The following is a 22,810-nucleotide window of genomic DNA, read 5'->3' on the forward strand; positions in this document are numbered from 1 at the left end:
CGCCCATCGCCCTACCCCGCCACGGCCTCCGTGATGCTGAGCGCGGCCGGCGTGGGGATGACTCGCGACAGCCTCAGGCCTGCCCGGGCGAAGAGCTTGCGGAAGTCCTCCTCGGTGCGCTCCCGGCCCGGCAGCGAGGCCAGCATCATCACGTCGAGCACCTTGCCCCCGTGCGGCGCGCTTCCGGGCGGGATGACCGTGTCCACGACGAGCACCCGGCCGCCCTCGGCCATCTCGCGGCGGCAGTGGCGCAGGATGTCCACGCACACGTCATCACTCCAGTCATGGAGGATGCGCTTGAGGACATACGCGTCCGCGCCGGAAGGCACTGTCTGGAAGAAGTCCCCTGCCACCAGCTCGCAGCGCTCGGAGAGCCTCTCCAAGGCGATGCGTGCCTCGTCCAGGACGTGCCGGTGATCGAAGAGCACGCCCCGGACCGACGGCGCGGAGCGCAGCACTTCGATGAGGAAGCCGCCGTGGCCACCGCCCACGTCCACCACCTGCCGGCAGGCGCTGAAGTCATAGGCGCGGGCGATGGGGCCGTTCTCCAGGTCCGACAGGCTGGACATGCCCCGGTGGAAGGTGGCGCCCGCCGCGGCGTTGCTGGCGAGGTGGTCGAAGAACGGCTTGCCGAAGATGCGCTCGAAGGCGTTCGTCCCCGTCCGCACGGTCTGCGCGAGCGCCCCGGTCGGGGCCCAGAAGATGTCCTGCGTGAGCATCAACACCGCGCTGCGCAAGGAGCCGGGGGCGTGGGTGCGCAGCAGCTCCGAGGCGGGGGTGAGCCCGAAGTTGCCGTCGCCATCCTCGGAGAACACGCCAGCGCTCGCGAGCAGCCGCAGCACGCGGTACAGCGACGCCGCATCCGCGCCCACGTCCTCCGCGAGCCGGGCCACGCTCTTGGGGCCCTGCTCCAGGTGGTCCGCGACTCCCAGCTCCGCCGCCGTGGCCAGCGCGCCGGAGACGATGAAGCCAAATCCGATATCGACAATGAGCTGCGCCGGATGGACGTTCGGTGAGGTCATCCACCGGGCGTACTCCCGGTCAAATCCAGACGTCAATCGAGTAGGCTCGCGGCATGAAAATCATGCCCAGCGAGAATCCGTCCCCTACGCAGCAGCTGTTCGCGGCAATCAATGGCCATTGGATCACCCAGGTCGTCGGCACGGTGGCCCGGCTGGGGATCGCGGACCTGCTCGCGGGAGGCCCCCGCGACAGTGACTCCATGGCAGCCGAGCTGGGCGTCCATCCGGGCGCCCTGTTCCGGCTGATGCGAGGCGGCCTCACCGCCGGCGTCTTCGCGTCTCCTACCGAGCGGACCTTCGTCCTGACACCGATGGGCGAGGGGCTGCGCTCGGACGTCCCGGGCTCACTGCGGGCGGTGGCCATCATGCAGAGCGACAAGTCCCACTGGTTGCCCTGGGGGCTCCTGTCAGAGGCCGTGCGCACCGGAAAGGCCCCCGTGCGGGCCGCGCTGGGCTCCGACATCTGGGAGCACTTCGCCCGGCATCCCGACGAGGCGGAGCACTTCGCCCGGGCCATGGGCAACCTGTCCGGCCTGGTGGGCAGCGAACTGACGCACCACATCGACTTCGCCCCCTTCGCCCGGGTGGCGGACATTGGAGGCAGCCACGGCGACCTGCTCTCACACGTGCTGCGCGCCCATCCCTCCTGTCGCGGCATCCTCTTCGACCTGCCCCGGGTCACCGAGGGCGCGAAGACGGCGCTGGAAACCCGGGGGCTCGCCAGCCGGGTGGAGGTGGTGGCCGGGAGCTTCTTCGAGCCCGGCATCCCCGCGGCCGACGCCTATCTGCTCAAACACATCCTCCATGACTGGGAGGACGACGCCTCCCTCACCCTCCTGCGCCGGATCCATGAGGCGGCTCCCTCCGGGGCGCGGCTCTTCGTGCTGGAGATGGTGATTCCGGACAACCGCAATCCAGACCCCACCCACCTGATGGACCTCAACATGCTGGTGCTTGCTGACGGGCGCGAGCGCACCCGGGACGAGTTCCAGGCGCTGTTCGCCGCGACCTCGTGGAGGGTGGAGCGCATCATCCCCACCCGGAGCGGGGCCAGCATCATCGAGACCGTGAAGGCCTGAGCCATTGAACGAGCGTCGTGGGATGACCTCACGACGCCTGCTCCTCGGCGTCTGTCTTCCGTGGAGAAGTCAGACAACCCTCCCGGCCTCAACAAGGGGGCGCACGTGCTGATGACGGATTGAGCAGGGCCTGGCCCTCAAGGCGCTTCTTCGAGGACGAAGCCGAATTGACGCACGTCTTCCCCCACACGCTCATCCAGGAGGCAGTGCACGTACACCGGCCGGTCCGTCACGCGCGCCGTGGAGAGGAACTCCCAGGTGATCTTCTCCGTGAACTTCACGATCAGCCGCTTCGCCACCGGACCCGACGGAGTCTCGAGCTTCAGCAGGAGCCACGCCTGGCTTCGGTCGTTCCGGGAGGCGCTGACCTCCTTGATGACGGCGAGATAGCGTTGCCCCTCGCGGCGGACACGGTCGTACCGGTTCTGCTCCCAGGACGGGATGCCGACGAAAAGCAGGCCCCCGATGGCCAGGAAGAGGGCGATGACAAAGGCGAATGTTGCCAGGAGCATTGAGGCAGCATACCCACATCCCGGACAATCAGTGTAACGCCATACACTCTCGGGCATGGCCCTCGAGTCCCCTGCCCTTCGTGCAGTCATCCTCGGTTGTGCCCTGCTGTCGTCGTCCTGCTCGGACACGTCCAAACCCCCGCCCCCGCCCCCGCCTCCTCCCGAGGACCCCTGGGACGGGACCTATACGCCCCTGGTCGACCCGTCGGACTGGGTCGACCGGGGCGAGTACGCCCCCTGCGCGTTCACACCGCTCCCGGGGACCGTCGTCGACTGCGACGACCCGTCCCTCTTCGACCTGTCGAAGTGCGACACCGCCTCGCTCGCCACCATCGAGCCGCATGGCATCTACCAGGTGGACATGCGCCACGCCTCGGGCCTCGCGGACTTCGCCGGCATCCGGGTCCCCGAGGATGGCGGCACCGCGACCATGAACTCCCTCCCGACGATGCGGAGCGCTCCGGTCGCGCGGCAGCAGCTTCAGGGAAGCTTCCGCGTCTCCGCGCGGTACACCTTCCGGGACACCGTCCGGAACCTGGTCTTCGAGGGCTGCGGCGTCACCGGGCCCGGGCTGGTGACCGGATGCTTCGCCCGCTGCACCAATGGCAAGGTCGCCACCTCGGGCACCTTCGAGGCCGCGCGGATGACCTGGGCGCGGAACGAGTCCGAATCCTCGGGAGGGCTGCGGCTCCTCTCCGAGACCCATGTCCAGACGGTGCGCCCGGTGGATGTGTATGTCCACCGGGGCCACGCCTACGTCGTCTCCATCGACGACCCGCTCACCCAGGCCCCGGGAGGGCTCGCGGTGATCGACGTCCGCGACCCGAGCCACCCCGTCATCACGAAGCGGATCACCCTCCCGGGCGACTCGTACTGGAACGCGGCCTGGGCCAAGGACGACGCGCTCTACATCGCCAGCAAGAGCTCGGGCGTCATCGTCTTCGACATCACCCACCCGGAGGACCCGACCTTCGTGCGCAGCGCGCCCGGTCGCGGTCCCATCGATGTCCACACGATGTTCGTGGAGGGCGACCGGCTCTACGCCGTGTCACCGGGCCCCGCGCCCACCGGCGAGACGCTCATCTTCGACATCTCCACGCCGCTCCAGCCCGTCCTGCTCAATCGCTTCACCGCCGCCGACACGGAGTCCGCGTTTCCCTCGGCGCACGACTCCTTCGCCTATCAGGACCGGCTCTACGTCAACCACTTCAGCGCGGGCTACGTCGTCTACGACGTGAAGGACCCGATGAGCCCGCTGGAGCTGGGCCATTACACGTTCGAGACCGACAACAGCTATTCGACGAGCCACGCGAGCGCGGTGGGCACCTTCGCGGGGAAGACGATCGCGTTCGAGGGAGGCGAGTACCAGGGCGCCCACCTGCGCGTGCTGGACGTCACGGACCCCACGAACATCCAGCTCATGGGGCGCTACAAGCTGCGGCCGCAGACCTCCATCCACAACATGATCCTCAAGGACCAGCGGCTCTACATCGCCTACTACCAGGAGGGGCTGCGCGTGCTGGATGTCTCCGTTCCCCCTCGGCCGCGCGAAATCGCCTGGTTCAACACCTTCCGTGAGTCCGACCTGAACCGGGGCGATGACCTGCTCGAAGGCGCCATTGGCATCCGCGTTCCCGGAGACGGCCACGTGTACGTCGTGGACACCTCCCGGGGCCTGCTCATCTTCAACGAGCCCTGAGCTGGCGCGAGGGGGTTCGAATTGGGGATGATGCCTGCCTCTTCAGGGGGAAGGTGTCGATGCGCGCCGTGGTCGTGATGTGGCTGTGGGCTTCAGTGGTTGGGGCAACGGAGCTGTCCAACGAGTTCTCGCTGGAGTCGCCCCGGTACGGGCGGCTGATGGCCAACGTCGTGTCGCCACGCGCCGCGACCGGTGGCGGCGTCACACTGCTGGTCTGGAGCGACGATCGGCGCGGGGAGCGCAGCGCCTTCTATGGCACCGGCCCGGAGATCTACGCCGCGCGCATCGACGCGGAAGGCAACCTGCTGGACCCGGCCGGCATCCCCCTGTGCACCGCGTCCCACAGCCAGGAAGCCCCCTCGGTGACGTGGGACGGCAAGCAGTTCCTCGTCGTGTGGCAGGACTACCGGGACAACCGCAACTTCGCCATCTACGGCGCGCGGGTGAGCCCCGACGGCACCGTCACCACCCCACCCGATGGCTTCCGCATCTCCGCCCCCATCCCAGCCATCGACGGAAAGTGGGAGGTGGACCCGAAGGTGGCCTCGTCCGGAGGAGTGAGCCTGGTGGTGTGGCAGCGCGGCGGCGTTTATGACTACGACATCCTCGGGGCCCGCATCCGCGACGACGGCACCGTGCTGGACACCACTCCGGGGGTGCTCGTCTCCACCGCCGGCAATCAGGCCAACCCGACCGTCGCGGGCGGTCCCGATGGCTTCCTCGTGGCCTGGCAGGATGGCCGCCACCAGGTGGGCGAGACCACCCAGTGGGACATCTACGCCACGCGGGTCGCGCCCTCCGGCGAAGTGCTGGACGCCGCGGGCATCCCGGTGAGCGTCCTCGCCTCGAGCTACCAGACGTATCCCCGGGCCCTCTTCGACGGGACGAACTACCAGGTGCTGTGGGGCGACAGCCGGAACTCCTCCGGCTACGGCGACTTCTACGGGGGGCGGGTGAGCGTCGCGGGTGAACCGCTGGACGGCACCGGGGTGCGCATCACGCCCGCCAGCTACGACTACAAGCAGGGCCCGGCCATCGCCTTCGACGGGACGCAGACGTGGGTCGTCTGGCGCGCCGCGACCGGCTCCTACGACGAGCGCTTCTACGGGGTGCGCTTCGGCAAGGACGGCGTGGTGAAGGACGCCGCGCGGGTGCCCCTCTTCACCCACTCCGGGCAGAAGACGCTGTCTGACCTCGTCTTCGACGGCACGCGGCTGCGCGCGGTGTGGGCCGAGTACGTTGGCTCGTACGGCCTCAAGTCCGGACGGTTCGAGACGAACGGCACCCCGGTGGATGGAGCGGGCCGCTTCCTCGCCTGGGGCGCCAATGTCCAGGACATCCCGCGCGTGGCCTCATCGGGAGGCACCGGGCTCATGGCGTGGCGGGACCAGGTGGGCGAGGAGGCCGTGAGCACCGTCAGCATCCGGCTCCAGCCGCTGAACGCCGACGGGCTGCCCACGGGCGACGTGCGGGTCCTCCCCTTCCCGACCTATGTGGCCGGTCCGACGCTGGGTGCTGGCGACGGTATCTACCTGGTGGCCTGGGGTGAAGGGGGCTCCAGCTATGACCTCAAGGCCCAGCGGGTGCGGCCGGACGGAACGCTCATCGACGCGCAGCCCCTCACGCTCGCCACGTCCACCCGCTCCGGTCCCGCCTCCATCGCCAGCGCGGGAAACTCCTTCTTCGTCGTCTGGGAGGCGGCGGGCAGCCGCATCACGGGAGTCATCGTGCGCGAGGACGGCTCGGTGTCCAGCCCCATCTCGCTTCCCAGGCCTGCCTCCAACACCCAGACGCAGAGCCAGCCGAAGGTGGCCTTCAATGGCACGCACTTCCTGGTCGTGTGGACGAACTACAACGGCGATTACGACATCCATGCCGCCCGGGTCAGCCCCACCGGGCAACTGGTGGATGCGACACCGCGGATCATCTCCGCCGCGGCGTCCTACCAGTACGAGCCGGACGTCGCCGCGCATGGCGACTTCCTGGTCACCTGGTCGGACTACCGCAAGGGAGGGGGCTGGCCGGAGATCCGCGCCGCGCGCGTGGCGAACGACGGCACGCTGAAGGACCCGGACGGAAAGGTCGTTGTCCCCGGGGGTTCGATGAAGCGCTACGCGCAGCCGATGTTCGACGGCGCTGGCTTCACCATCCTCTGGCAGCAGGGGTCGGATGCATTCATGGGTCCCAAGCTGGCGCGCGTGTCGCTGGACGGGACGGTGTTGACGCCCGAGCCGCTGGACGTCTGGCGCGCTGAGGACAACGCGAGCCCGGCGGGCATGACCCTGCTCGCGCCCTACAAGGCGGTCATCGTCTACCAGCGCTTCGATTCGGGCCCCGGCCTCTACATGAAACGCGTGCACGGGCGGGTGCTGAGCATCACGCCGGAAGAAGACAAGCCGGACGCCGGCAGCGGTGACGCGGGCCTGGACAGCGGCGTGGATGCAGGCACCGACGGTGGGGGTGGCGTCGCGGATGGTGGCAGCGACGCGGGCGCGGACGGCGGTGTGGATGCAGGCATGGACGGCGGCACGCGGCCGGATGCGGGCGTGACGGTCGATGCGGGGACGAGCGTCGACGCGGGCACGGGTTCCCCGGAGGAGCCCGAGGACTCCGGCTGCGGATGTTCGTCCGCGGGCGCGCCGTTCTGGGGCTTCCTGCCCCTGGCCCTGCTGCTGCGCCGCCGCCGGGCTCGGTCGGCGTAGGAAGGTTGCACAGCGTGGCCCGGCAGGTGTCTGCTGCCGGGCCCATGTCACGCAACACGCAGTGGAAGGTGGCGGGCTTCGGTGTGTCGGCCCTGGTGCTCGTCGCCGCGTTGGTCCTCGCCAACGGACCCCTCAAGGTCCATGAACCGCTGTCCCTGGAGGCGAGCGACCGGGAGGATTACGCCCAGTTGGCGCTGGAGACCCTCCGCGCCGCGGACCCCACGGGCGAATGGAAGTACGACCCGGAGCAGTTCCTCATCCAGCGCTACGCCCCGGACGGCGGCCTGGGGCTGACCCTCAACCTCGCGAACTTCTACCGCGAGTACCAGGACGCCCCGCCCGAGCGGCGCGCTGAGGTGCTCGCGCGGTTGGGGCGGACCGGCGTGCTCCCGGAGGCCCCGGCCACCTACGAGCAGGCGCGCCCCCTGCTGATGCTCGTGGTGCGCGCCCGCGACACCTTCGAGGCGTTCTCCCAGCAAGCCGGTGAGTCATCGCCGGTGTCCTGGCGGCCGGTGGGCGAGGTGCTGGCGGAGGCGCTCGTCCAGGACACCCCGGACGCCATGCGCTACGTGCCCACGGAGGAGCTGACGCGCTGGGGCATCACCTACGAGCAGGCCCGCGCGGACGCGATGGCCAACCTGCGGAGGCTGGAGGCCGCGCCGCTCCGGCACCTGACCCTGGGCGTCTGCGGCCTCTTCACGAACGACAGCTACGGGGCCTCGCGGATGCTGCTGGACGACGTGGTGCGCGGCTGCGAGGTGAAGGGCGATCCGGTGGTGGTCGTCCCCAACCGGGACACGGTGCTCATCACCGGCGCGGAAGACGCCACGGGCCTGCTCACGCTGGCGGAGGCGGCCCTGGAGGGCGTCCAGGCGCCGCGCCCGGTGGACGGGCACGCGCTGCGCCTCACCTCCGACGGATGGAAACCCTTCCTCCCCGAGCCGAAGAGCCCGGCGCGGAGCATCCTGGAGAAGCTCGCGTTCACCAGCCGGCTGCGCGGCTACCAGGAGCAGACCGAGCGGCTCCGGAAGCAACAGGAGCAGGAGCACCACGACGTCTTCGTCGCCAGCCTGCTGCCGGAGAAGGACGCCCAGGGACGCTTCTTCGGGCAGACCGTCTGGTCCAATGAAGGCGAGTCGCTGCTCCCGCGAGCGGACGTCATCCTCTTCGTGGACGCGACGCTGGGCCCGGACGCGCCCCCGGTGGCCGCGGTCCGCTGGGACCTGGTGGTGCGCGATGCAGGCACGCTGCTGATGCCCGAGCTGGGCGTGTACCCAGAGCGCTACCGCGTGACGGGCTTTCCCTCCAAGGAACAGCTCCAGCGCTGGAAGGCCGACCCGACGGCCATGGACGTGCCCTGACGCCAGGCCTGCCCCGCGGGCGGTATGCTCACGCGGCCCCCCACCTGGAGATGGCCCCTGGCGCTCGTTCCCCTCTACAAGCCGCAGGACCTGGTGAAGAAGGCCTCGAAACAGGCCGTCTTCCCGGCGCTCAGGGTCGCGCCACCGCCGTCCCAGCAGCGGTCGCTCGTCGGGTTGAAGCGGTTGATGCACGCGCGAAACCTGGACCCCCACGGACTGGAGGCCACGGTCTACGACACGCAGGGCTGTGTGCTCAGCGGGGCGCTGCACGAGGCCGCCGACCTGTCGGAGAACACGAACCCCATCACCGAACCGGGCACCGGCATCCTCTTCAACGGGGACCACAACCTGCTGTCGCTGGAGGTGGGTGGCCCGGTGGTGGCGCAGTCCTTCGACCTCTATTACCTGCACTGGGGCTTCGACAGCACCCACTGCGTGCGGCTGGGCTCGCACGCGAACTACTTCGTCACCGCCGCCCTCCAGGGGTGCTCCATCTTCGTCACTGGAGATCCGGCCTCGCCGACGGTGTACCACCTGAACGCGAACTCGGAGGGAGCGAACGCGCCCAACGACGCGGCGAGGTACCAAGCGAAGGTCCAGGCCATGGAGGCCCGCTTCAACGCTGCCCGGAAGGTCATGGGCGGCAGCCAGCAGTCGTCGGCCTCCGCGTCGATGCATGACTACATGCCCGGCATGTTGAGCGCGGCGGGCACCGCCCAGCTCGAATACGAACGCGGCGTGAGCGGCGCCTCCTGGTACCACGTGGGCACCCATGCCTTCCGGTCGTTCTGGAAGGTGGACCAGGACGAGCTGATCCAGTTCGGCACCGTGTTCGGGGTGCGGGAGTCGGGGCGCTGGTCCTTCTACTTCCAGAAGCGCAGCCGCCACGACTACCGCTACAAGACCTGGACGTCCGGCCGCACCCGCCGTGCCGAATGGAGCGCGGAGTGCCACCGGTTCTGGCCCGCCTGAGCGGCATCTGCTCAAGTGCCCTCCGCACACTTCCCTGGGAGGGAACGGATGGACGGCACGTACAAGTCATTGCGCATCGAGAAGGCTGACGGCATCGCCGAGTTGGTGCTCACCGGCCCGGGCAAGGGCAACGCCATGGGCCCGGACTTCTGGCGGGAGATGCCCGAGGCGCTCCGCGCGCTGGACGCCGACGATGACGTGCGCGTGCTGCTGGTACGCGGTGAAGGGCAGAACTTCACCTACGGCCTGGACCTGATGGGGATGATGGAGTCCCTGGGGCCGCTGCTCACCGGCGAGAGCAACCTGGCGCTGGAGCGCAGCCGGCTGCTGAAACTGATTGGAGAGATGCAGCAGGCCACGGAAGGGATGGCCCGGTGCAAGAAGCCCGTCATCGCCGCGGTGCATGGCTGGTGCATTGGTGGCGGCATGGACCTCATCGCCGCGTGTGACTTCCGGTACTGCTCGCAGGAGGCGAAGTTCTCCCTGCGCGAGGTGAAGGTCGGCATCGTCGCGGACCTGGGCGCGCTCCAGCGGTTGCCGCGCATCATCGGTGAGGGGAACACGCGGGAGCTGGCCTACACCGGCGGAGACGTGGACGCGGCACGCGCGCTGCGCATGGGCCTGGTCAACGAGGTCTTCCCCTCCCCCGAGGCCCTGCTCACGGAGGCGCGGGCGACGGCGAGGCGCATCGCGGACAACCCGCCGCTCGTGGTCCAGGGCGCCAAGCAGGTGATGGAGTACTGCGCGGACAAGTCCATCGCGGATGGGCTGCGCTACGTGGCGGTGTGGAACTCCGCGTTCCTCCAGTCGCTCGATTTGACGGAGGCCTTCTCCGCCTTCGCCGAGCGCCGTCCGCCCAAGTTCCAGGGCCGCTGATGACCCGGTATTACGTCAAGCTGAAGGCCCCCAAGGGACAGAGCGTTCCGCCGTTGCTCGCCCGCTTCGCGAAGTGGCTCGCGAAGCAGGAGCACGGCGCGTTCGGAACCTTCGAGCTCAGCTTACCGAAGATGCCGGGCGGGCTGCGAGACGCGTGGTGCTTCCTCTCGCTGCCGGACGGTTCACTGCTCGCGCTCGTCTCGACCGTGAAGCCGGCGCCCGTGGTGCTGTTCGATTCGGAGTCGGACGCGCTGAAGGTCGTCGCGCCCAGCCTCGAAGCGTTCCTGCTCGCGCTGGGCAAGGGGAAGACGCGCCTGGACGATCTCGATGAGGGCGACGCGCGCGAAGCCCTGCGCGCGTGGCTTGCGAAGGAGGAGGTCCAGGCCCCGAAGCCCGCGAAGTTCAACGTGCGGGCCTACCAGCGCGAAGCCACACCCGCGCCCGTCGTGAGTGAGGGCGTGAAGAAGCTCGCGCCCCTTCCGCGCGGGCTGGTGTCGCTGCTCGGCAGGCATGTGAGCGACGCGAAGCTGTCGGCGGATTTGAAGAAGCTGAAGCTGCCAGCGAAGCTGCCCAAGGCCCAGGGAAAGCTGAAGGACACGAAGCGCGGCATCACCATCAGCGTCGGGCGCAACGGTGTCATCAGCGAAGTGCATCTCGGTGAGAAGTACGACGGCCCGCTCGCGTTCAAGCTGCCCTCGGGCGTGAACGACTTCACGGCGACGAAGCTCCTGGGAAAGCCAAAGGGCGAGCTCAAGAAGAAGCACGGCGGTCCGTTCTGGGAGAAGGTCCTCGACGCCGACCGTGGCATCTACTTCTCACGCAGCCGGGGGCACTTCGACTGGTGGTCGGAACATCGGTTCTTCATCAAGGCGAAGTGAGCCGGCATCCAGGAGTCTCTTCATGCGCCTGCTGAAGTTGCCCTGGTTCCGCAGAGCGTTCCGCGCTTTCGCCCTCGAGCGGCAGCGCGGTGCTTCTCCTCGTAACCAGCGGGCGACCCGTAGTCGAGCGCGGAGTGGCGCCGGAGCGGATTGTACCAGCCTTCGAGGAAGCGGAAGACGGCCATCCGCGCCTCGGCATGAGTTGTAAAACGGCGGCGTGCGAGCAGCGCGCGTCCGCCACGCGTGGTGGAGGCAAGCGCCTAGCGCGACCGAGGAGCGCTTGTCTCCCATCCGGCCATCCGCCGGATGCGTTGAATGTCTTTTAGGTTTTCCTTCCGCACAGGGTGGGCTTTGCGCAGAAAGAGCAGGTGCCTCTCTGCTTCATCCAGCTTCCGCCGTGCCGTCTCGGATTGCCCAGGAAACTGCTTGACGGTCAGCGCAAATAAGCACGCGATGTGCGCTCGCCTTCCTGGATTGTCGTAGCCCAGCTTTTCAGTGCGCCGCAACGCGCGGTTGAATTCAGCCCAGGTGCACTCGCGCCCGTAAGCGCCCAGCAGAATGTCTTCTGCGGTCCTTCGCTTGATGACAAGCTGCTCTTTCGGCGTCTTGGCCTTGCGCAGCCATGCTCGCTGGTGTTCCAAAAATGTGCGCTCGAACTCCGCGAAGGTCGCCTTTGACAAAGAGAGGTGAAGCCTACCGCTCTCCAGTGCGCCAATGGGCTCGCGTTCTGTCTTCTGCGGCTGGCGGTTTCTCATCCTCCTGGACACCTTTTCCCGTTGGCAGAGCTGGGCCAAAAACCCCTGCGCGTGCAGTATTCGTAACAAGCTTTACATTGCGTCTCATTGTGGACGCGGCCGGGCTTTGCTCCGCCCCCTTTGTTTACGCACTTGTCATAGTGGGGCTCGCATATTTCTGATCGCCAGCGCTCCCTCTCTGCTGGTGTTGGTAGCTCTTCTGCGCTTGCGGAGTCCGTAGACCCCGGCGGCGGGAGGAGGATGGGAGGTTGAGGCGGTCTTACAGGCGCTTCAGCTCCGCAACTTTCAGGGCTGTACGGATATCTCTTAAGGCAACAGGAAACAGTCGAGTCGCTTTGGTTGCACTCAGTTTGCGCCAAGGCAAACACCGTTCGTCCTGCTCTGCCTGTTCTATTCGATTTAGCAGAAGTACAACCAGCGAAAAGCAATAGTGCTGCGACCGCCAGTATCGAAGCGAAATGCGCTCGACCTGGTCTCGCTGCGATTAGAACCCGCATAACTGCCTCATCATCAGAATCCAGTGTATTTCTAGATTTTCAGGCTGTATGCGGTGAGCGTCAAGGTAGTTGTCGCGTGAGGATGAGAAGCTGGCCTACATGCCCGAGCATTACTTCGATCTGAGCGACGACATGACCCTTCCAGGTCGATGGGTGCTCGGCGCCCCTACTGACTCTGAGGGCAGAGCTTTGAGTGAGCCGTGGGTGTTCACTGACGGAACACGTGTTGACGCTCCGGACCGCGTGAAGCTCCCGCTGTATCTTCCTGGAACAGCGCTCGACTTCTCGCTAGCGGCCCGATCAACGCCGGTCGTCCACGCCAAGGTGGCATCCGTTTTCGCGGACCTTGCTCCCGATGACGTGCAGCTCCTACCCGTAGAGGTCGAAGGCCAGTCCGAACAGTTCTTCATCCTCGTGGCCACCAAGCTGAGCCACTGCATTGACGAGAAGGCCACCGAGGAATTTCAGAAGTGGACGCCCGAGGACGGGCGCCCTGAGAAGGTTGGAAAGTACCGGGACGTCTGGGGAATGCGGATTGACGCTTCGCAGGTCGGTGACGCGAAGGTGTTCCGCCCCTGGGGATGGCCCATCGTCCTGATCGTCCGCGAGGAGATCCGCGACGCACTTGAGCGCATCGGGGCCACGGGAACGAAGTTCGAAGCGGTTTAGGTGAACTCACCGCGCGCAGCGCAGCGCGACCGCGTGCGGGTTGTCGAGGTAGTCCTGCCAGAACTCCTGGCCATACCGGGCGATGCCCTCGGGGGAGCATTCCGGGCGCGTCCAGGTGAGGTCGTGGAAGCCCGCCTCGCGCAGCGCGCTTTCGTACGTGTTCCGGCTCCAGTGGGAGAAGTGGATGGTGAAGGGCGTCTTCGCGCTCAGCTCCGCGGAGATGGTCTGCCCTTCCCGGGGTGACTCCGGGAAGTCCAGGATCTTGATGCCGTAACGAGTGCTGTTGGGCCCCTTCGCGCTGAACTCGGGGTTGAACGCGTAGGTGACGAAGCGGCCCCCGGGCTTCAGGTGGGCATGGATGTTCCGGCACATGCGCAGCAGGTGCTCCGGCGACTGCGCATAGTGCAGAAGATAGACGGCCGTCACGCAATCAAAGACACCCAGCGGCGTCATGCCGGCCACGTCCGCCACGTGGTACTCGATGCCCAGCGGCCGGGCCGCTTCGTGTTGCCGGGCGACGCGAATCATCTCCTCCGAGATGTCCACGCCGACCACCCTGTGTGCTCCCCTCGACTGGAGCTGCCGCGTGTACAGCCCGTCACCACAGGCCAGGTCCAGGACGGACTGCCCCTCTACGGCCCCCAGCGCTTTGAAGAAGGTATGACCTTCGAGGTACTCCGAGCGCACGGGCAGGACATCCCAGTCCGACAGCTTCACGGCGAGGTCATCGTATTGTGCCGCCATTGCGCACGACCTTTCGTGGCATCCGCCTTCCACGGAAAGAGTCTACTCCGGGGATCCCGGCGGTAGACTCGCGGCATGGAAAACACGCCTGGCGACAGCCCGTCCCCCACGCAGCAGCTCCACCTGGCCATCACCAGCTACTGGCGCACCCAGGTCATTGGCACCGTGGCCCGCCTGGGCATCGCGGACCTGCTCGCGGCCGGGGCCCGCGACAGTGAGTCGCTGGCCACCGAATTGGGTGTCCACCCGGATGCCCTGTTCCGTTTGATGCGCGCCGGCCTCGCCACGGGCATCTTCGTGGCCTTCACCGAGAAGACCTTCGCCCTGACACCCATGGGTGAAGGCCTGTGCTCGAACACGCCGGGCTCGCTGCGGGAGCTGGCCATCATCCAGAGCAGCCCTTCGCATTGGCTGCCCTGGGGGCGCCTCACCGACGCGATTCGCACCGGGAGCGCTCCCATCCAGGCCGCGCTGGGCTCCGACATCTGGGAGCACTTCGCCAAGAACCCCGACGAGGCGGAGCACTTCGCCCGGTCCATGGGGGACTGGTCCGAGATGGTGTCCAGCCAGGTGGCCCGGCACGTCGACTTCTCCGCCTTCGCCCGCGTGGCGGACATCGGAGGCAGCCACGGCGACCTGCTCGCGCAGGTGCTGCGCGCCCATCCCTCCTGCCGGGGCATCCTCTTCGAGCTGCCCCAGGTCGCCGAGAGCGCGAAGCCCGTCCTGGCGTCCCGGGGCATCGCCAACCGGGTGGACGTGGTGGCCGGGAACTTCTTCGAGCCCGGCATCCCTCCCGCCGACGCCTACCTGCTCAAGCACATCCTCCACGACTGGGCGGATGACGCCTGCTCCACCCTCCTGCGCCGGCTCCACGAGGCGGCCCCCGCCCCGGCCCGGCTCTTCGTGGTGGAGATGGTGATCCCGGACAACCGCACGCCCGACATCACCCACCTGATGGACCTCAACATGCTGGTGGTCGCCAACGGACGCGAGCGCACCTACAACGAGTTCCAGGCGCTGCTCAGCGCGACCGGCTGGAAGATCCAACGCCTCATCCCCACCCAGAGCGGGACCAGCATCATCGAGGCGGCGAAGGCCTGAGCAAGGGGGCGGCGCTACCGGCGCCGCCCTCCTTCACACCGTAAGACGGATTACAGCCGGACCTGGAGCTCGTAGCGGCGGTTCTGCGCCTTCTTCGCCTCGGTGTTGTCCGGCTTCACCAGCATGCGCTCGGAGCCGTAGCCCACGGCGGTGATTTCACCGCGGGGGATGCCTCGCGCGACCAGTTCCTTCACGATGGTCTCCGCGCGCTGCTCGCTGAGCGCCTTGTTCTTCGCGGCGTCACCCGTCGAGTCGGTGTGGCCGGAGACCTCGAACTTGTAGCTCTTGACGCCCGCGGCGACGAGCTGCTTCTTCGCGTCCACGAGCGCGTTGGTGAGCTTCTTGAGCTTCGCGTCGCAGCCGGGGGCCAGCTCCGCGGTGCCCGTCTTGAAGCTGCACTGGTTCTTGCGGCCCTCGTCCGTGAGCTTCGTGTTGACGCGCTTCTCCACGGTGGACTTGCTGGCGTCGCCCGCGGCCTTCTTGAGCGAATCAAAGGGGCTTTGCGCGGCGGCCACGCCCGGAACGGCCAGCAGCGATACGGCGATGCAGAGCGCCTTGAGCTTCATCCGTTGGACTCCTTGGGCTCCAGGGGGAAGGGAGCCGGAGCCAGACGCTGCCGAGGGCGGAGCGCCGCGTCCAGTGACACGGCGTGGGCCGTGGAGACGCCTGCTGACTACTCGCCCCTCTTTTTCTTCCCCCGCGCGACTTCTGTAGCCAGGGCGTCCAACTTCGGCGTCCAGAACGCCCGGAAGCGGTCCAGCCAGGCGTCCACCTCCGCCAGCGGCGCGGCGTCCACGGCGTAGAGGCGACGGGCGCCATCCACCCGCACCGTCGCGAAGCCGTTGTCCCGCAGGACCTTCAGGTGCTGCGAGACGGCGGACTGCGTGATGCCGAACTCACGCTGGATCACGTCCACGACCTCGCCCGAAGCGTGCTCGCCTTCCGCGAGCAGCTCCAGGATGCGGCGGCGGACCGGATCGCCGAGGACGTCGAAGGCGTGCATCAGCCCCCTGTATAGAACGCGGCCGTGCGCTCGGCCATCCCGCGAGCCACGTCGGGCGTCTCTCCGCCCGCCACGTGGGCGTCGGCCCAGGCCTGGGCGCTCGCGCGCATGAAGGTCTTCGCTTCGTCGGAGTGCACCCAGGACGCGGCGGCCTCCGCGGCCACGTCCTTGCCCGACTCCAGGTACAGGCCCAGACCCAGGAAGCTCAAGTCCCAGCCCACGCCGGTGGCTCCGGGACCGAACTGGCTCCAGAACTGCTCCATGTCCGCGGAGTGCACGATGTGCTCGAGCGTCAGCCGCGTGCCCTTCCCTTCCGGCGCCAGGCGGAGGGTCACCCAGCTCATCCCGCCGTTCATCTCCCAGGTCAGGTCGAACGCCTCGGGCTTGTCACAACGCGTGATGGTCCCGCCCGCGTTCCCCTTGATCTGATAGCGGCCGCCCTTGCGCAGCTCACCCTCCACCGGCGCGAACCAGCGCGGGATGCGCTCCGGGTTCGTGATCGCATCCCACAGGTCTTCGACTCCGGTGGGATACACGCGCTGCGCGACGACCACGTGGGCCGGCTTGCCTTCGTAATCGCGTTCGACGCACGCGCGGAACTGGGCGCCAATCAGGGTGTGAAGCATGTGCGGACCTCCTCCGTTCACCCGAGTCATTACAGTCCGCACTCATATTAGTCAATTCTAATACGACCCCAGGCCTCAGTCCTTCTCCAGCAGGACGTACTCGAGGACGTACGCGCGCAGCCGCTGGCGCACGTCATCGCTCAGGGTCAACGTCGCCTGCGGATGGACGCGCGAGGCGAGCTCGAAGAGCACGAGCATGTTGGCCATCCCGGCCTCGACGATGCGCTTCATCCGCTCCAGGCCCTCGTCTGGGGTCCCCGCGTCCGCGCCCTTCTGCGCCTTCGCGACCTCGTAGCCCGTGAGCGTGGCGCCCAGGCACTCGAGCTCCTCGATGGAGGTGAACTGGGTGTCACTGTCGCTGCCGGTCAGCTCCTTGCGGTGCGAGGGCTCTCCAAGCCACAGCGCCTTGCACGCCGCGAACGCGAGCCACGCGGTGCCGTAGTGCCCGTCGTACACCGCCGAGACGCCGGTCTCCGTTCGCTCGGCCATGCCGCGCGGCACCATCATGTCGGGCGTGATGACGAGCCCGAACCCGGGATACATCTTGAGCAGCTTGCGCAGCGTGGGCAGGCGCGGGTTGAGCACCAGCGCGGTGGCGAAGGCCTCGCGGGCCTCGGCACGCCGCCCCAGCCGGGACAACGCGTGGCCCTGGAAGAAGTGCCCTCGGTAGTCGTCGGGGTTGTGCTCCGCGGCCTTGCGGTAGTAGCCGAGCGCCTCCTCCGCCTTGCCGGCGAAGAGCGCCGCGTCTCCCCGGAAGATCCAGGCGTTCGCGCACTTCGGGCAGACCTCGGTGGAGCGCGCGTACAACTTCGCCGCCTCGTCGAAGCGGTTGGCCTGGAAGTGCGGCTCGGCCTCCGCCAGCAGGCGCTCCGACTCGGGGTCGTTGTATGGCGGCGCGAGCGTGGCCTTGCCCCCCTCCCTCACGACTCGCGCATAGGGCAACGGCTGGATCCGCTGGGGCCAGAGCGTGTCAGCCCATCCGTCTGGAGGGGAGTCCTTCTCGTCCAATGCGTACTTCACGGGCGAAGCCTCCATGCGCTGGAGGATCTCCGGCAGTGTCAGCAGGTTCTTCTTCTCCGCGGTTGCCACCTGCGTGGGCGCGGCGTCGAGAGAGGTGGCTGCCGTCGTGGCACAGCCGAAGGTGAGCGGCAGCAACAGGACGAGGAAGGTGCGATGCATGGTGGCCATCGTACGCCTGAGCTCTCGTTCCGCCTCACCCGCCACGCATGCCTTCATCCTGATTCGCGCATGATTGGATGCGCGTCAGTCCTTCGTGTCGTCCACGAGGTGCACGGGGACACCGGGCTCGGCGGTCTCTCCGTCCACGTCCTGGAGGTCCAGCGCTCCGGTGGAGAGGACCCAGACATCCAGCGTCGCGTCCTCGTCGGTGTTTCCCACGCACACCAGGGTGATGTCGCAGGCGGGGCACGTGCCGGAGACGCCGAGCCGGGCCTTCAATGACGGATGCAGCACCTGCACGTCGAAGGGGCGCAGGTAGGTGAACCGGAAGGTGTCCGCGCCGATGGCCATCGCTCCCTCTGGAGCCTCGCTTCGCTCCTGGTCGCGAACCTCCATCGGTCCCCGGCCCGCGAAGTACGCGTAGCGGTTGCCCCGCTCGGGCGCGAAGCCCACCTTCGCGAAGACCGGCTCGTAGGTCTTCGTGTCCTGGAAGTGGCGTTTCTGGAGCGCGGACCAGGCCTTCAGGTTCGACTTGCACTCCGCTGCCTTGGCGCGCTGGCCGAACCGGACGAAGTTCCGGACCGTGTTGACGGCCACCACGCCCACGCACGAGCAGGCCAGCAGGCCGAAGGCGATGAAGAACCACCTCCGGCGGGAGCTCATCCCAGCGCCATCGCCGAGCCGACGAAGGCCGTGACGCTCCGGTAGCCCGCGGGTGTCGGCTGAAGCGCGGCGGTGCTTCCGGTTCCCAGTTGCGTGATGCCGCGAGGCAGGAAGCGCCCCAGGTTCCACGTGCGGCCCTGGAAGACGAAGTCCTCGCTGGAGCACAACACCGCGGAGAAGAGGTTGCTGGAGAGCGGGCCCACCGCGGTCCCCACCACCGTGGAGAGGCGCTGGAGCGTCGCGATGGGCTGACCCACACCGAAGCTCTCCGGCGCGGAGAAGTCTCCACGGGGCTCCGGGTTGAAATACAGGGTGAAGCGGCCCACCGGATCCAATGACACCGTGAGGTCGCCGTTGGTCAGGTGCTGGGGCGTGAAGGGCTCGGCGCGGAAGGTGAAGAAGGCCGTGGCCTCTCCCGGTGGTCCGTTGAAGAGCGGCCCCTCCACGCCTCCCAGGTGCGCGAAGTAGCCCACGTCCTGCACCTTGCCGTCCAGTGCCTCGTAGAAGCGCCCGATGGCGTACCAGACGATGCCCGCGATGGCAGGCGGCCCCAGGTGCCTTGTCTCCTGGTTCATGACTTCACTCCTCGCCCGCGAAGGCGGAGACCACCCGTTCGATGACGTCGCGGCCGGCTTCGTCCGTCGAATCGACGGTGGTCCAGATGAGCCAGTCGCCGTTGACCGTGCCGGCCCCCTGCTTCCCTTCGGGCACCTGCTTCATCAGCCTCACCTGCGCCGCGCTCGCTTCGTGGTAGCCGTCGAACAGGTAGACCGAAGCCCGGGCCGAGCACGACGTCCAGGCCTGCCCGAACCCCGCCAGGGCTCCGAGCTCCTGGACGGCGGGAGCTGGCGCGGCGGGCTGGACCGCGTCGCCGCCGGTGCCATGACGCAACAGCGCCTCACCGCGCTTGAGAGACGGTGCATCCGGATTCATGGGGCTCCTTCGCGGCGGGTGCTCCTCGCCGGTTTCGTTCGCGCGCGGTGACGGACCGCTTGCACACGCGCAGAGCAGCAGCGGGAAGAGCAACGCGAGACGTGGTCGCATGGCCCTCGCGATAGCACCTTCCCGCGCCGCCCCGCCAGCCGGCCTCCGCGTCACTCGGTCAGCCAGCGCGCGGAGGACACCTTGTCGTTGAAGCCCCAGGCCTTGCTGTTCAGGTTGGCTTCGTGGAGCTCGCCGTCGCCCACGAGGTCCCTGTAGCTGCCCTTGTAGTTCGAGTCGTCGTAGAGCCGCACCCGGTGGCCCGGCGGAATGCACCAGCGCACCGAGGAGGTCTTGTCGTTGAACCGGTCGACGTCGTCGAAGCGCGCCCAGTTCTTCAACCCCTGGTCGCTGAAGTCGAAGATGACGCCCCGGTCGCTGAAGTCGGAGTCGTCGTAGAAGTCGACGTAGGCGTGCCCGATGTCCGTGCGGCAGCGGGAGTCCGCCCAGATGCTCCGGAACTCCACCATCTTCACCGTCGAACCGGGGCCGTCATCCGCGTGCTCGGTGCCGTAGAGGATGAGGCCCCGGTCGGGTCCCACGAAGAGGCCTCCGCCAGCGTCCAGGTTGCACTGCCGCGAACCATCGTTGCTGCAATACAGGTGCTTGGACGCGACGTGCTCCAGACGCATGTGGCCATCCAGGTGCACCCGGTACAGGTGCACGTAATCGTCGCTCACCGCACCCCAGCGCAGGCCGCCCAGCCGCGTGCCCACCAGGTAGAGCTGTGAGTCATTGCAGTCCGTCACGAAGTTGAGGCTCTGGAAGGCGCCCCACTGCCCGTCCGGCAGCTCCGACTTCTGCCACCTGTCGACGCGCACCCACTGGTTGGTCGCGGAGCGGAGGCCGGTCTCCGAGGAGCGGAAGACCTCCAGCGTGTTCGCGTCCACCTGCCCGAGCACGAGCAGGAAGTGCCCGTCCGACAGCTTCGTGAACGACGCAGTTCCCGCGGTCGCCGTTTCACCGTGGACGAAGGCGAACGGGCCCGGCGACAGGGATGCGTTGTAGTCATAGAGCGCGATGCGCCCCAGGCCGGGCCCCTCTTCCATGGGCAGCGCCAGGATGTTGCCCACCGCCTGCATGCCGCCGCCGTGGCGGTAGCCGTCCAGCACCGGCAGCGCCGCCACCGCGGCGTCCGCGCCCGGCGGAGCGGTGTCCTCGGGTTCCTTGATGGAGGGGCTCAGCCGGTTGGAGCGCAAGCGCCCACCCTCCCCGTCGCGGGTGGCCATGTGCACCAGGTGCCCCACGTTGCCGCCAGGAGCGTCATCCCGCTTGGACAGGACGAGGAGGCGCCCCGAGAGGGCCGGCAGCCGCTGGATGCCTTGCCAGTGATTGCCGCCCGGGTAGGCCACGTTGAGGTTGAACGGCCCGGGATGAAAGCCCAGCACCTCGCCGTGGTCGCGCAGCTCCTGGAAGCGCAGCGGCACATCCGGGCTGCACAGGTTGCAGTCCGGACTCCCCCAGACGCAGGCGGTATCGCCTCCGAGCCCGAGGGCCAGCGGAGCCGTGGTGGTGGCGAGAGAACCCGGTTCACAGCCGGCGAACGCCAACAGCGACAGGGCCACGGCGGCCCCGTAATGACGATGGACGCGTTGCATGGTTCCTGGGCCTGCCTTCGTGGCTACGGGTCCTGCGGCCACTGCGGGCAGTTCGGACCGGTGCAGATGGGGCCGCAGTCCGAGCACCAGCCCATCTCGTGGGCGTCGCAGAGGTGATCGCCACACGTCAGGCTTCCGCAGTCCGACAGGCAGCTCGTCACCGTCTCGTTTCCGTTGCACAGACCGTCGCCGCACCACGTGGAGGGGCCACAGTCCCAGGGGCAGGTGGCGTTCGTCTCGCCGTTGTTGCACCAGCCGTCACCGCAGTAGGGCGCGGGCGTGCAGTCCTCGGCGCACGTGTTGACGGACTCGCCGTGGGCCGAGTCACAGATGCCGTCACCGCAGATGAAGGCGCAGGGCAGACAGTTCCACGGGCCCTCGCCTCCACAGGGACATTCGGAGCCGAGCTCGGACTGGCTCCGCGCCAGCGACGTGGACTCCATGTCCACGCTGCCGCACGCGGCCAGCAATCCCAATGACAACGACGCGAACACCTTCAACAGACGTGCCTTCACGGATGGCTCCCGGTTGGAGAGACTCCCAGTGATAGCACACAGCCTGTATTACCGGTTAAACCGCCCTCCCCTGAACGCCCGCGAGGACAAGCCTCGCGGGCGTCACATCATCCTTCGATGGGCTCGGAAGGAGGCGCGTCAGTCCCAGCGGCTGGTGAGCTTCAGCTTCCACTCGCGCAGCTTGCCGTTGCCCACGCCCGACGGGTTGACGATGTGCAGCTTCCACAGGCCGTTGACGGAGCCGTCGCGGGGGATGCCGCGCGTCACCGGGATGCGCTTGGGCGGCGTGCCCTCGTTGGGGCCGTCCCACAGGAGCGCCGTCTCACCGCCCGGATCCTCCAGCGTGAGCACCAGCTTGGACGGGTTGTTGTGCGCCAGGTCCAGCTCCACCGTGATGTCCTCCGGCACCGTCGCCAGGCCCACCACCGGCTGCGTCGCCGTCTGCGGCGTCGTGTTCCCCTGGAGCGTCAGGTCCGCGTAGGCCGTGAACTCGCCAGACATCCATGCCGGCCGGCACCAGCCCTCCGTCGCGCCCGAGTCCAGCCCGTGGCACGCCAGCCCCTCCTGACACGGCACGAAGCGCGAGCACGACATGCCGTCGCCCGGGATGGGCAGCGTCGTCACACAGCGGCCGTAGGGGCTGGAGCCGTCATACGGCTTGCCCTCGCAGTGGAGGTTCGGCCCGCACGTCCCCACGCCCGTGCAGGGGTCGCCCTCCTCGCCCTGCAGGGTGGCCGTCTTGAGGTTCTGCAGCGCCGTCGCGTCCACGGACGTCAGCCGGCCCAGCGTCAGGATGTCGTAGAACGGCCGCGCCGCCACCATCGCGCTCGCCGCCGCAGCGGGCACGTTGTACGTGGACTGCAGCGCCGCCTGCGACTGCGTGTTCACCACCGCCAGCACCCGGCGGGCCTCCGCCACGTTGAAGGACACGCCGTGGAAGGTGCCCACCCAGCCGTCCACCGGCAGCTCCACCCGGCCCGTGCCCCGGGCGTACGCCTCCAGCGCCGCCAGCGCCGCGGGCCCCACCTGGGGCAGCGCGTCCACCTGCTCGACGGAGACGAAGCGCTTGTCATCCGCCGTGTGCGGGATGCCGTCCGGCCCGTAGCGGTAGTTGATGATGCTCTGCGCCGCCTGCGCGTTGAGCGGCACCTGCGTGTCCAGCATGTTGAAGGTCAGGGCGTACTCGTTGAGGAACAGCACCACCCCGATGCCCGCGGGCGTGCCCGTGGCCAGCTCCTGCGTCTGCACCGCCAGCGCTTCGGCCGGCGTGTCCGACACCGCGGCGGCGCCGCAGCTCAGCAGGAGGGGAACCGAGGAAAACGACAGAAAACGACGGAGTCTGGAGTTCATGGCGTCCATGTACTCCAAGACAGGCCGC

The 22,810-nt window shown here is 68.0% G+C and carries 23 protein-coding genes and 1 pseudogene; 9 read left to right on the forward strand and 15 right to left on the reverse strand.

The window, feature by feature from the left end; all coding sequences use genetic code 11:
* Positions 1–11 precede the first annotated feature (11 nt).
* The gene (locus tag JYJ93_RS26250) at positions 12–1,022 is read right to left on the reverse strand and encodes a methyltransferase (RefSeq protein ID WP_206796122.1); all 1,011 of its coding nucleotides are present in this window, start codon (positions 1,020–1,022) and stop codon (positions 12–14) included.
* A gap of 53 nt (positions 1,023–1,075) precedes the next feature.
* Here JYJ93_RS26250 and JYJ93_RS26255 point away from each other — a divergent pair, with 53 nt between their 5' ends.
* Positions 1,076–2,101, forward strand: coding sequence for a methyltransferase (locus JYJ93_RS26255; RefSeq protein ID WP_206796124.1), 1,026 nt, complete (start codon positions 1,076–1,078; stop codon positions 2,099–2,101).
* A gap of 137 nt (positions 2,102–2,238) precedes the next feature.
* Here JYJ93_RS26255 and JYJ93_RS26260 read toward each other — a convergent pair whose 3' ends face one another.
* On the reverse strand, positions 2,239–2,613 hold the full coding sequence (locus JYJ93_RS26260; RefSeq protein ID WP_206796126.1) for a hypothetical protein: 375 nt from the start codon (positions 2,611–2,613) through the stop codon (positions 2,239–2,241).
* A gap of 55 nt (positions 2,614–2,668) precedes the next feature.
* Between JYJ93_RS26260 and JYJ93_RS26265 the strand changes: the two genes are divergently transcribed.
* Genes JYJ93_RS26265 through JYJ93_RS26290 form a run of 6 tightly spaced genes read left to right on the forward strand, consistent with a single transcriptional unit; the run spans position 2,669 to position 11,101 of the window.
* Entirely contained in the window at positions 2,669–4,312 is a 1,644-nt protein-coding gene (locus tag JYJ93_RS26265) for a hypothetical protein (protein WP_206796134.1), read from the forward strand.
* Positions 4,313–4,371: 59 nt separating this feature from the next.
* Positions 4,372–7,014: an MYXO-CTERM sorting domain-containing protein gene (locus JYJ93_RS26270; RefSeq protein ID WP_206800725.1), complete on the forward strand. Its 2,643-nt coding sequence runs from the start codon at positions 4,372–4,374 to the stop codon at positions 7,012–7,014.
* Positions 7,015–7,058: 44 nt separating this feature from the next.
* Positions 7,059–8,375 carry a DUF1444 family protein gene (locus JYJ93_RS26275; protein ID WP_206796144.1) on the forward strand — a complete coding sequence of 439 codons (1,317 nt, stop codon included), beginning with the start codon at positions 7,059–7,061 and terminating at the stop codon, positions 8,373–8,375.
* Between the two features lie 24 nt (positions 8,376–8,399).
* Complete coding sequence (locus JYJ93_RS26280; RefSeq protein WP_206796146.1) at positions 8,400–9,347, forward strand: hypothetical protein; 948 nt, start codon at positions 8,400–8,402, stop codon at positions 9,345–9,347.
* A gap of 48 nt (positions 9,348–9,395) precedes the next feature.
* Entirely contained in the window at positions 9,396–10,223 is an 828-nt protein-coding gene (locus JYJ93_RS26285) for a crotonase/enoyl-CoA hydratase family protein (RefSeq protein WP_206796149.1), read from the forward strand.
* Positions 10,223–11,101 (forward strand): SMI1/KNR4 family protein, encoded by an 879-nt coding sequence (locus tag JYJ93_RS26290; protein WP_206796151.1) that lies wholly within the window; start codon positions 10,223–10,225, stop codon positions 11,099–11,101. Before JYJ93_RS26285 ends, JYJ93_RS26290 begins: the two co-directional genes overlap by 1 nt.
* 20 nt (positions 11,102–11,121) lie before the next feature.
* On the opposite strand, the pseudogene JYJ93_RS26295 reads toward JYJ93_RS26290, so the two are convergent.
* Together JYJ93_RS26295 and JYJ93_RS26300 are read right to left on the reverse strand one after the other, a co-directional pair.
* Positions 11,122–11,328, reverse strand: a pseudogene (locus tag JYJ93_RS26295) (hypothetical protein); the annotation flags it as partial.
* Positions 11,329–11,361: 33 nt separating this feature from the next.
* Entirely contained in the window at positions 11,362–11,856 is a 495-nt protein-coding gene (locus JYJ93_RS26300; RefSeq protein WP_206796153.1) for a hypothetical protein, read from the reverse strand.
* 596 nt (positions 11,857–12,452) lie between these two features.
* Here JYJ93_RS26300 and JYJ93_RS26305 point away from each other — a divergent pair.
* Entirely contained in the window at positions 12,453–13,022 is a 570-nt protein-coding gene (locus JYJ93_RS26305; RefSeq protein ID WP_206796155.1) for a hypothetical protein, read from the forward strand.
* 6 nt (positions 13,023–13,028) lie between these two features.
* Here JYJ93_RS26305 and JYJ93_RS26310 read toward each other — a convergent pair whose 3' ends face one another.
* On the reverse strand, positions 13,029–13,766 hold the full coding sequence (locus tag JYJ93_RS26310; RefSeq protein ID WP_206796163.1) for a class I SAM-dependent methyltransferase: 738 nt from the start codon (positions 13,764–13,766) through the stop codon (positions 13,029–13,031).
* Positions 13,767–13,841: 75 nt separating this feature from the next.
* Here JYJ93_RS26310 and JYJ93_RS26315 point away from each other — a divergent pair, with 75 nt between their 5' ends.
* Positions 13,842–14,867 carry a methyltransferase gene (locus JYJ93_RS26315; protein WP_206796165.1) on the forward strand — a complete coding sequence of 342 codons (1,026 nt, stop codon included), beginning with the start codon at positions 13,842–13,844 and terminating at the stop codon, positions 14,865–14,867.
* A gap of 50 nt (positions 14,868–14,917) precedes the next feature.
* Here JYJ93_RS26315 and JYJ93_RS26320 read toward each other — a convergent pair whose 3' ends face one another.
* From JYJ93_RS26320 to JYJ93_RS26365, 10 genes are all read right to left on the reverse strand, one after another.
* Positions 14,918–15,433, reverse strand: a complete 516-nt coding sequence (locus JYJ93_RS26320; RefSeq protein ID WP_206796168.1) for an OmpA family protein — start codon at positions 15,431–15,433, stop codon at positions 14,918–14,920.
* 107 nt (positions 15,434–15,540) lie between these two features.
* Complete coding sequence (locus JYJ93_RS26325; protein WP_014396181.1) at positions 15,541–15,870, reverse strand: metalloregulator ArsR/SmtB family transcription factor; 330 nt, start codon at positions 15,868–15,870, stop codon at positions 15,541–15,543.
* Positions 15,870–16,496, reverse strand: coding sequence for an SRPBCC family protein (locus JYJ93_RS26330; RefSeq protein WP_206796177.1), 627 nt, complete (start codon positions 16,494–16,496; stop codon positions 15,870–15,872). The genes JYJ93_RS26325 and JYJ93_RS26330 overlap by 1 nt, the downstream gene beginning before the upstream one ends.
* Positions 16,497–16,571: 75 nt before the next feature.
* A complete protein-coding gene (locus tag JYJ93_RS26335; RefSeq protein ID WP_206796180.1) occupies positions 16,572–17,675 on the reverse strand; it encodes a tetratricopeptide repeat protein in 1,104 nt (367 codons plus the stop codon).
* Positions 17,676–17,759: 84 nt separating this feature from the next.
* Positions 17,760–18,338 (reverse strand): fimbrial protein, encoded by a 579-nt coding sequence (locus JYJ93_RS26340; RefSeq protein ID WP_206796182.1) that lies wholly within the window; start codon positions 18,336–18,338, stop codon positions 17,760–17,762.
* A complete protein-coding gene (locus JYJ93_RS26345; protein ID WP_206796184.1) occupies positions 18,335–18,913 on the reverse strand; it encodes a hypothetical protein in 579 nt (192 codons plus the stop codon). The genes JYJ93_RS26340 and JYJ93_RS26345 overlap by 4 nt, the downstream gene beginning before the upstream one ends.
* 4 nt (positions 18,914–18,917) lie before the next feature.
* The gene (locus JYJ93_RS26350; RefSeq protein WP_206796186.1) at positions 18,918–19,271 is read right to left on the reverse strand and encodes a hypothetical protein; all 354 of its coding nucleotides are present in this window, start codon (positions 19,269–19,271) and stop codon (positions 18,918–18,920) included.
* Between the two features lie 161 nt (positions 19,272–19,432).
* Positions 19,433–20,917, reverse strand: a complete 1,485-nt coding sequence (locus tag JYJ93_RS26355; RefSeq protein ID WP_206796188.1) for a hypothetical protein — start codon at positions 20,915–20,917, stop codon at positions 19,433–19,435.
* A gap of 23 nt (positions 20,918–20,940) precedes the next feature.
* A complete protein-coding gene (locus JYJ93_RS26360; protein WP_206796190.1) occupies positions 20,941–21,432 on the reverse strand; it encodes a tenascin-X in 492 nt (163 codons plus the stop codon).
* 138 nt (positions 21,433–21,570) lie between these two features.
* Entirely contained in the window at positions 21,571–22,782 is a 1,212-nt protein-coding gene (locus JYJ93_RS26365) for a proprotein convertase P-domain-containing protein (RefSeq protein WP_206796201.1), read from the reverse strand.
* Between the last annotated feature and the right edge of the window lie 28 nt (positions 22,783–22,810).

Source organism: Corallococcus sp. NCSPR001, from assembly GCF_017309135.1.
Classification (GTDB): Bacteria; Myxococcota; Myxococcia; order Myxococcales; family Myxococcaceae; genus Corallococcus.

Bases quoted from the DNA above. Each gene is read 5' to 3' on its own strand.
- JYJ93_RS26250 (WP_206796122.1), bottom strand. From the start codon at position 1,022: ATGACCTCACCGAACGTCCATCCGGCGCAGCTCATTGTCGATATCGGA.
- JYJ93_RS26255 (WP_206796124.1), top strand. From the start codon at position 1,076: ATGAAAATCATGCCCAGCGAGAATCCGTCCCCTACGCAGCAGCTGTTC.
- JYJ93_RS26260 (WP_206796126.1), bottom strand. From the start codon at position 2,613: ATGCTCCTGGCAACATTCGCCTTTGTCATCGCCCTCTTCCTGGCCATC.
- JYJ93_RS26265 (WP_206796134.1), top strand. From the start codon at position 2,669: ATGGCCCTCGAGTCCCCTGCCCTTCGTGCAGTCATCCTCGGTTGTGCC.
- JYJ93_RS26270 (WP_206800725.1), top strand. From the start codon at position 4,372: ATGCGCGCCGTGGTCGTGATGTGGCTGTGGGCTTCAGTGGTTGGGGCA.
- JYJ93_RS26275 (WP_206796144.1), top strand. From the start codon at position 7,059: ATGTCACGCAACACGCAGTGGAAGGTGGCGGGCTTCGGTGTGTCGGCC.
- JYJ93_RS26280 (WP_206796146.1), top strand. From the start codon at position 8,400: ATGCTCACGCGGCCCCCCACCTGGAGATGGCCCCTGGCGCTCGTTCCC.
- JYJ93_RS26285 (WP_206796149.1), top strand. From the start codon at position 9,396: ATGGACGGCACGTACAAGTCATTGCGCATCGAGAAGGCTGACGGCATC.
- JYJ93_RS26290 (WP_206796151.1), top strand. From the start codon at position 10,223: ATGACCCGGTATTACGTCAAGCTGAAGGCCCCCAAGGGACAGAGCGTT.
- JYJ93_RS26300 (WP_206796153.1), bottom strand. From the start codon at position 11,856: ATGAGAAACCGCCAGCCGCAGAAGACAGAACGCGAGCCCATTGGCGCA.
- JYJ93_RS26305 (WP_206796155.1), top strand. From the start codon at position 12,453: ATGCCCGAGCATTACTTCGATCTGAGCGACGACATGACCCTTCCAGGT.
- JYJ93_RS26310 (WP_206796163.1), bottom strand. From the start codon at position 13,766: ATGGCGGCACAATACGATGACCTCGCCGTGAAGCTGTCGGACTGGGAT.
- JYJ93_RS26315 (WP_206796165.1), top strand. From the start codon at position 13,842: ATGGAAAACACGCCTGGCGACAGCCCGTCCCCCACGCAGCAGCTCCAC.
- JYJ93_RS26320 (WP_206796168.1), bottom strand. From the start codon at position 15,433: ATGAAGCTCAAGGCGCTCTGCATCGCCGTATCGCTGCTGGCCGTTCCG.
- JYJ93_RS26325 (WP_014396181.1), bottom strand. From the start codon at position 15,870: ATGCACGCCTTCGACGTCCTCGGCGATCCGGTCCGCCGCCGCATCCTG.
- JYJ93_RS26330 (WP_206796177.1), bottom strand. From the start codon at position 16,496: ATGCTTCACACCCTGATTGGCGCCCAGTTCCGCGCGTGCGTCGAACGC.
- JYJ93_RS26335 (WP_206796180.1), bottom strand. From the start codon at position 17,675: ATGCATCGCACCTTCCTCGTCCTGTTGCTGCCGCTCACCTTCGGCTGT.
- JYJ93_RS26340 (WP_206796182.1), bottom strand. From the start codon at position 18,338: ATGAGCTCCCGCCGGAGGTGGTTCTTCATCGCCTTCGGCCTGCTGGCC.
- JYJ93_RS26345 (WP_206796184.1), bottom strand. From the start codon at position 18,913: ATGAACCAGGAGACAAGGCACCTGGGGCCGCCTGCCATCGCGGGCATC.
- JYJ93_RS26350 (WP_206796186.1), bottom strand. From the start codon at position 19,271: ATGAATCCGGATGCACCGTCTCTCAAGCGCGGTGAGGCGCTGTTGCGT.
- JYJ93_RS26355 (WP_206796188.1), bottom strand. From the start codon at position 20,917: ATGCAACGCGTCCATCGTCATTACGGGGCCGCCGTGGCCCTGTCGCTG.
- JYJ93_RS26365 (WP_206796201.1), bottom strand. From the start codon at position 22,782: ATGAACTCCAGACTCCGTCGTTTTCTGTCGTTTTCCTCGGTTCCCCTC.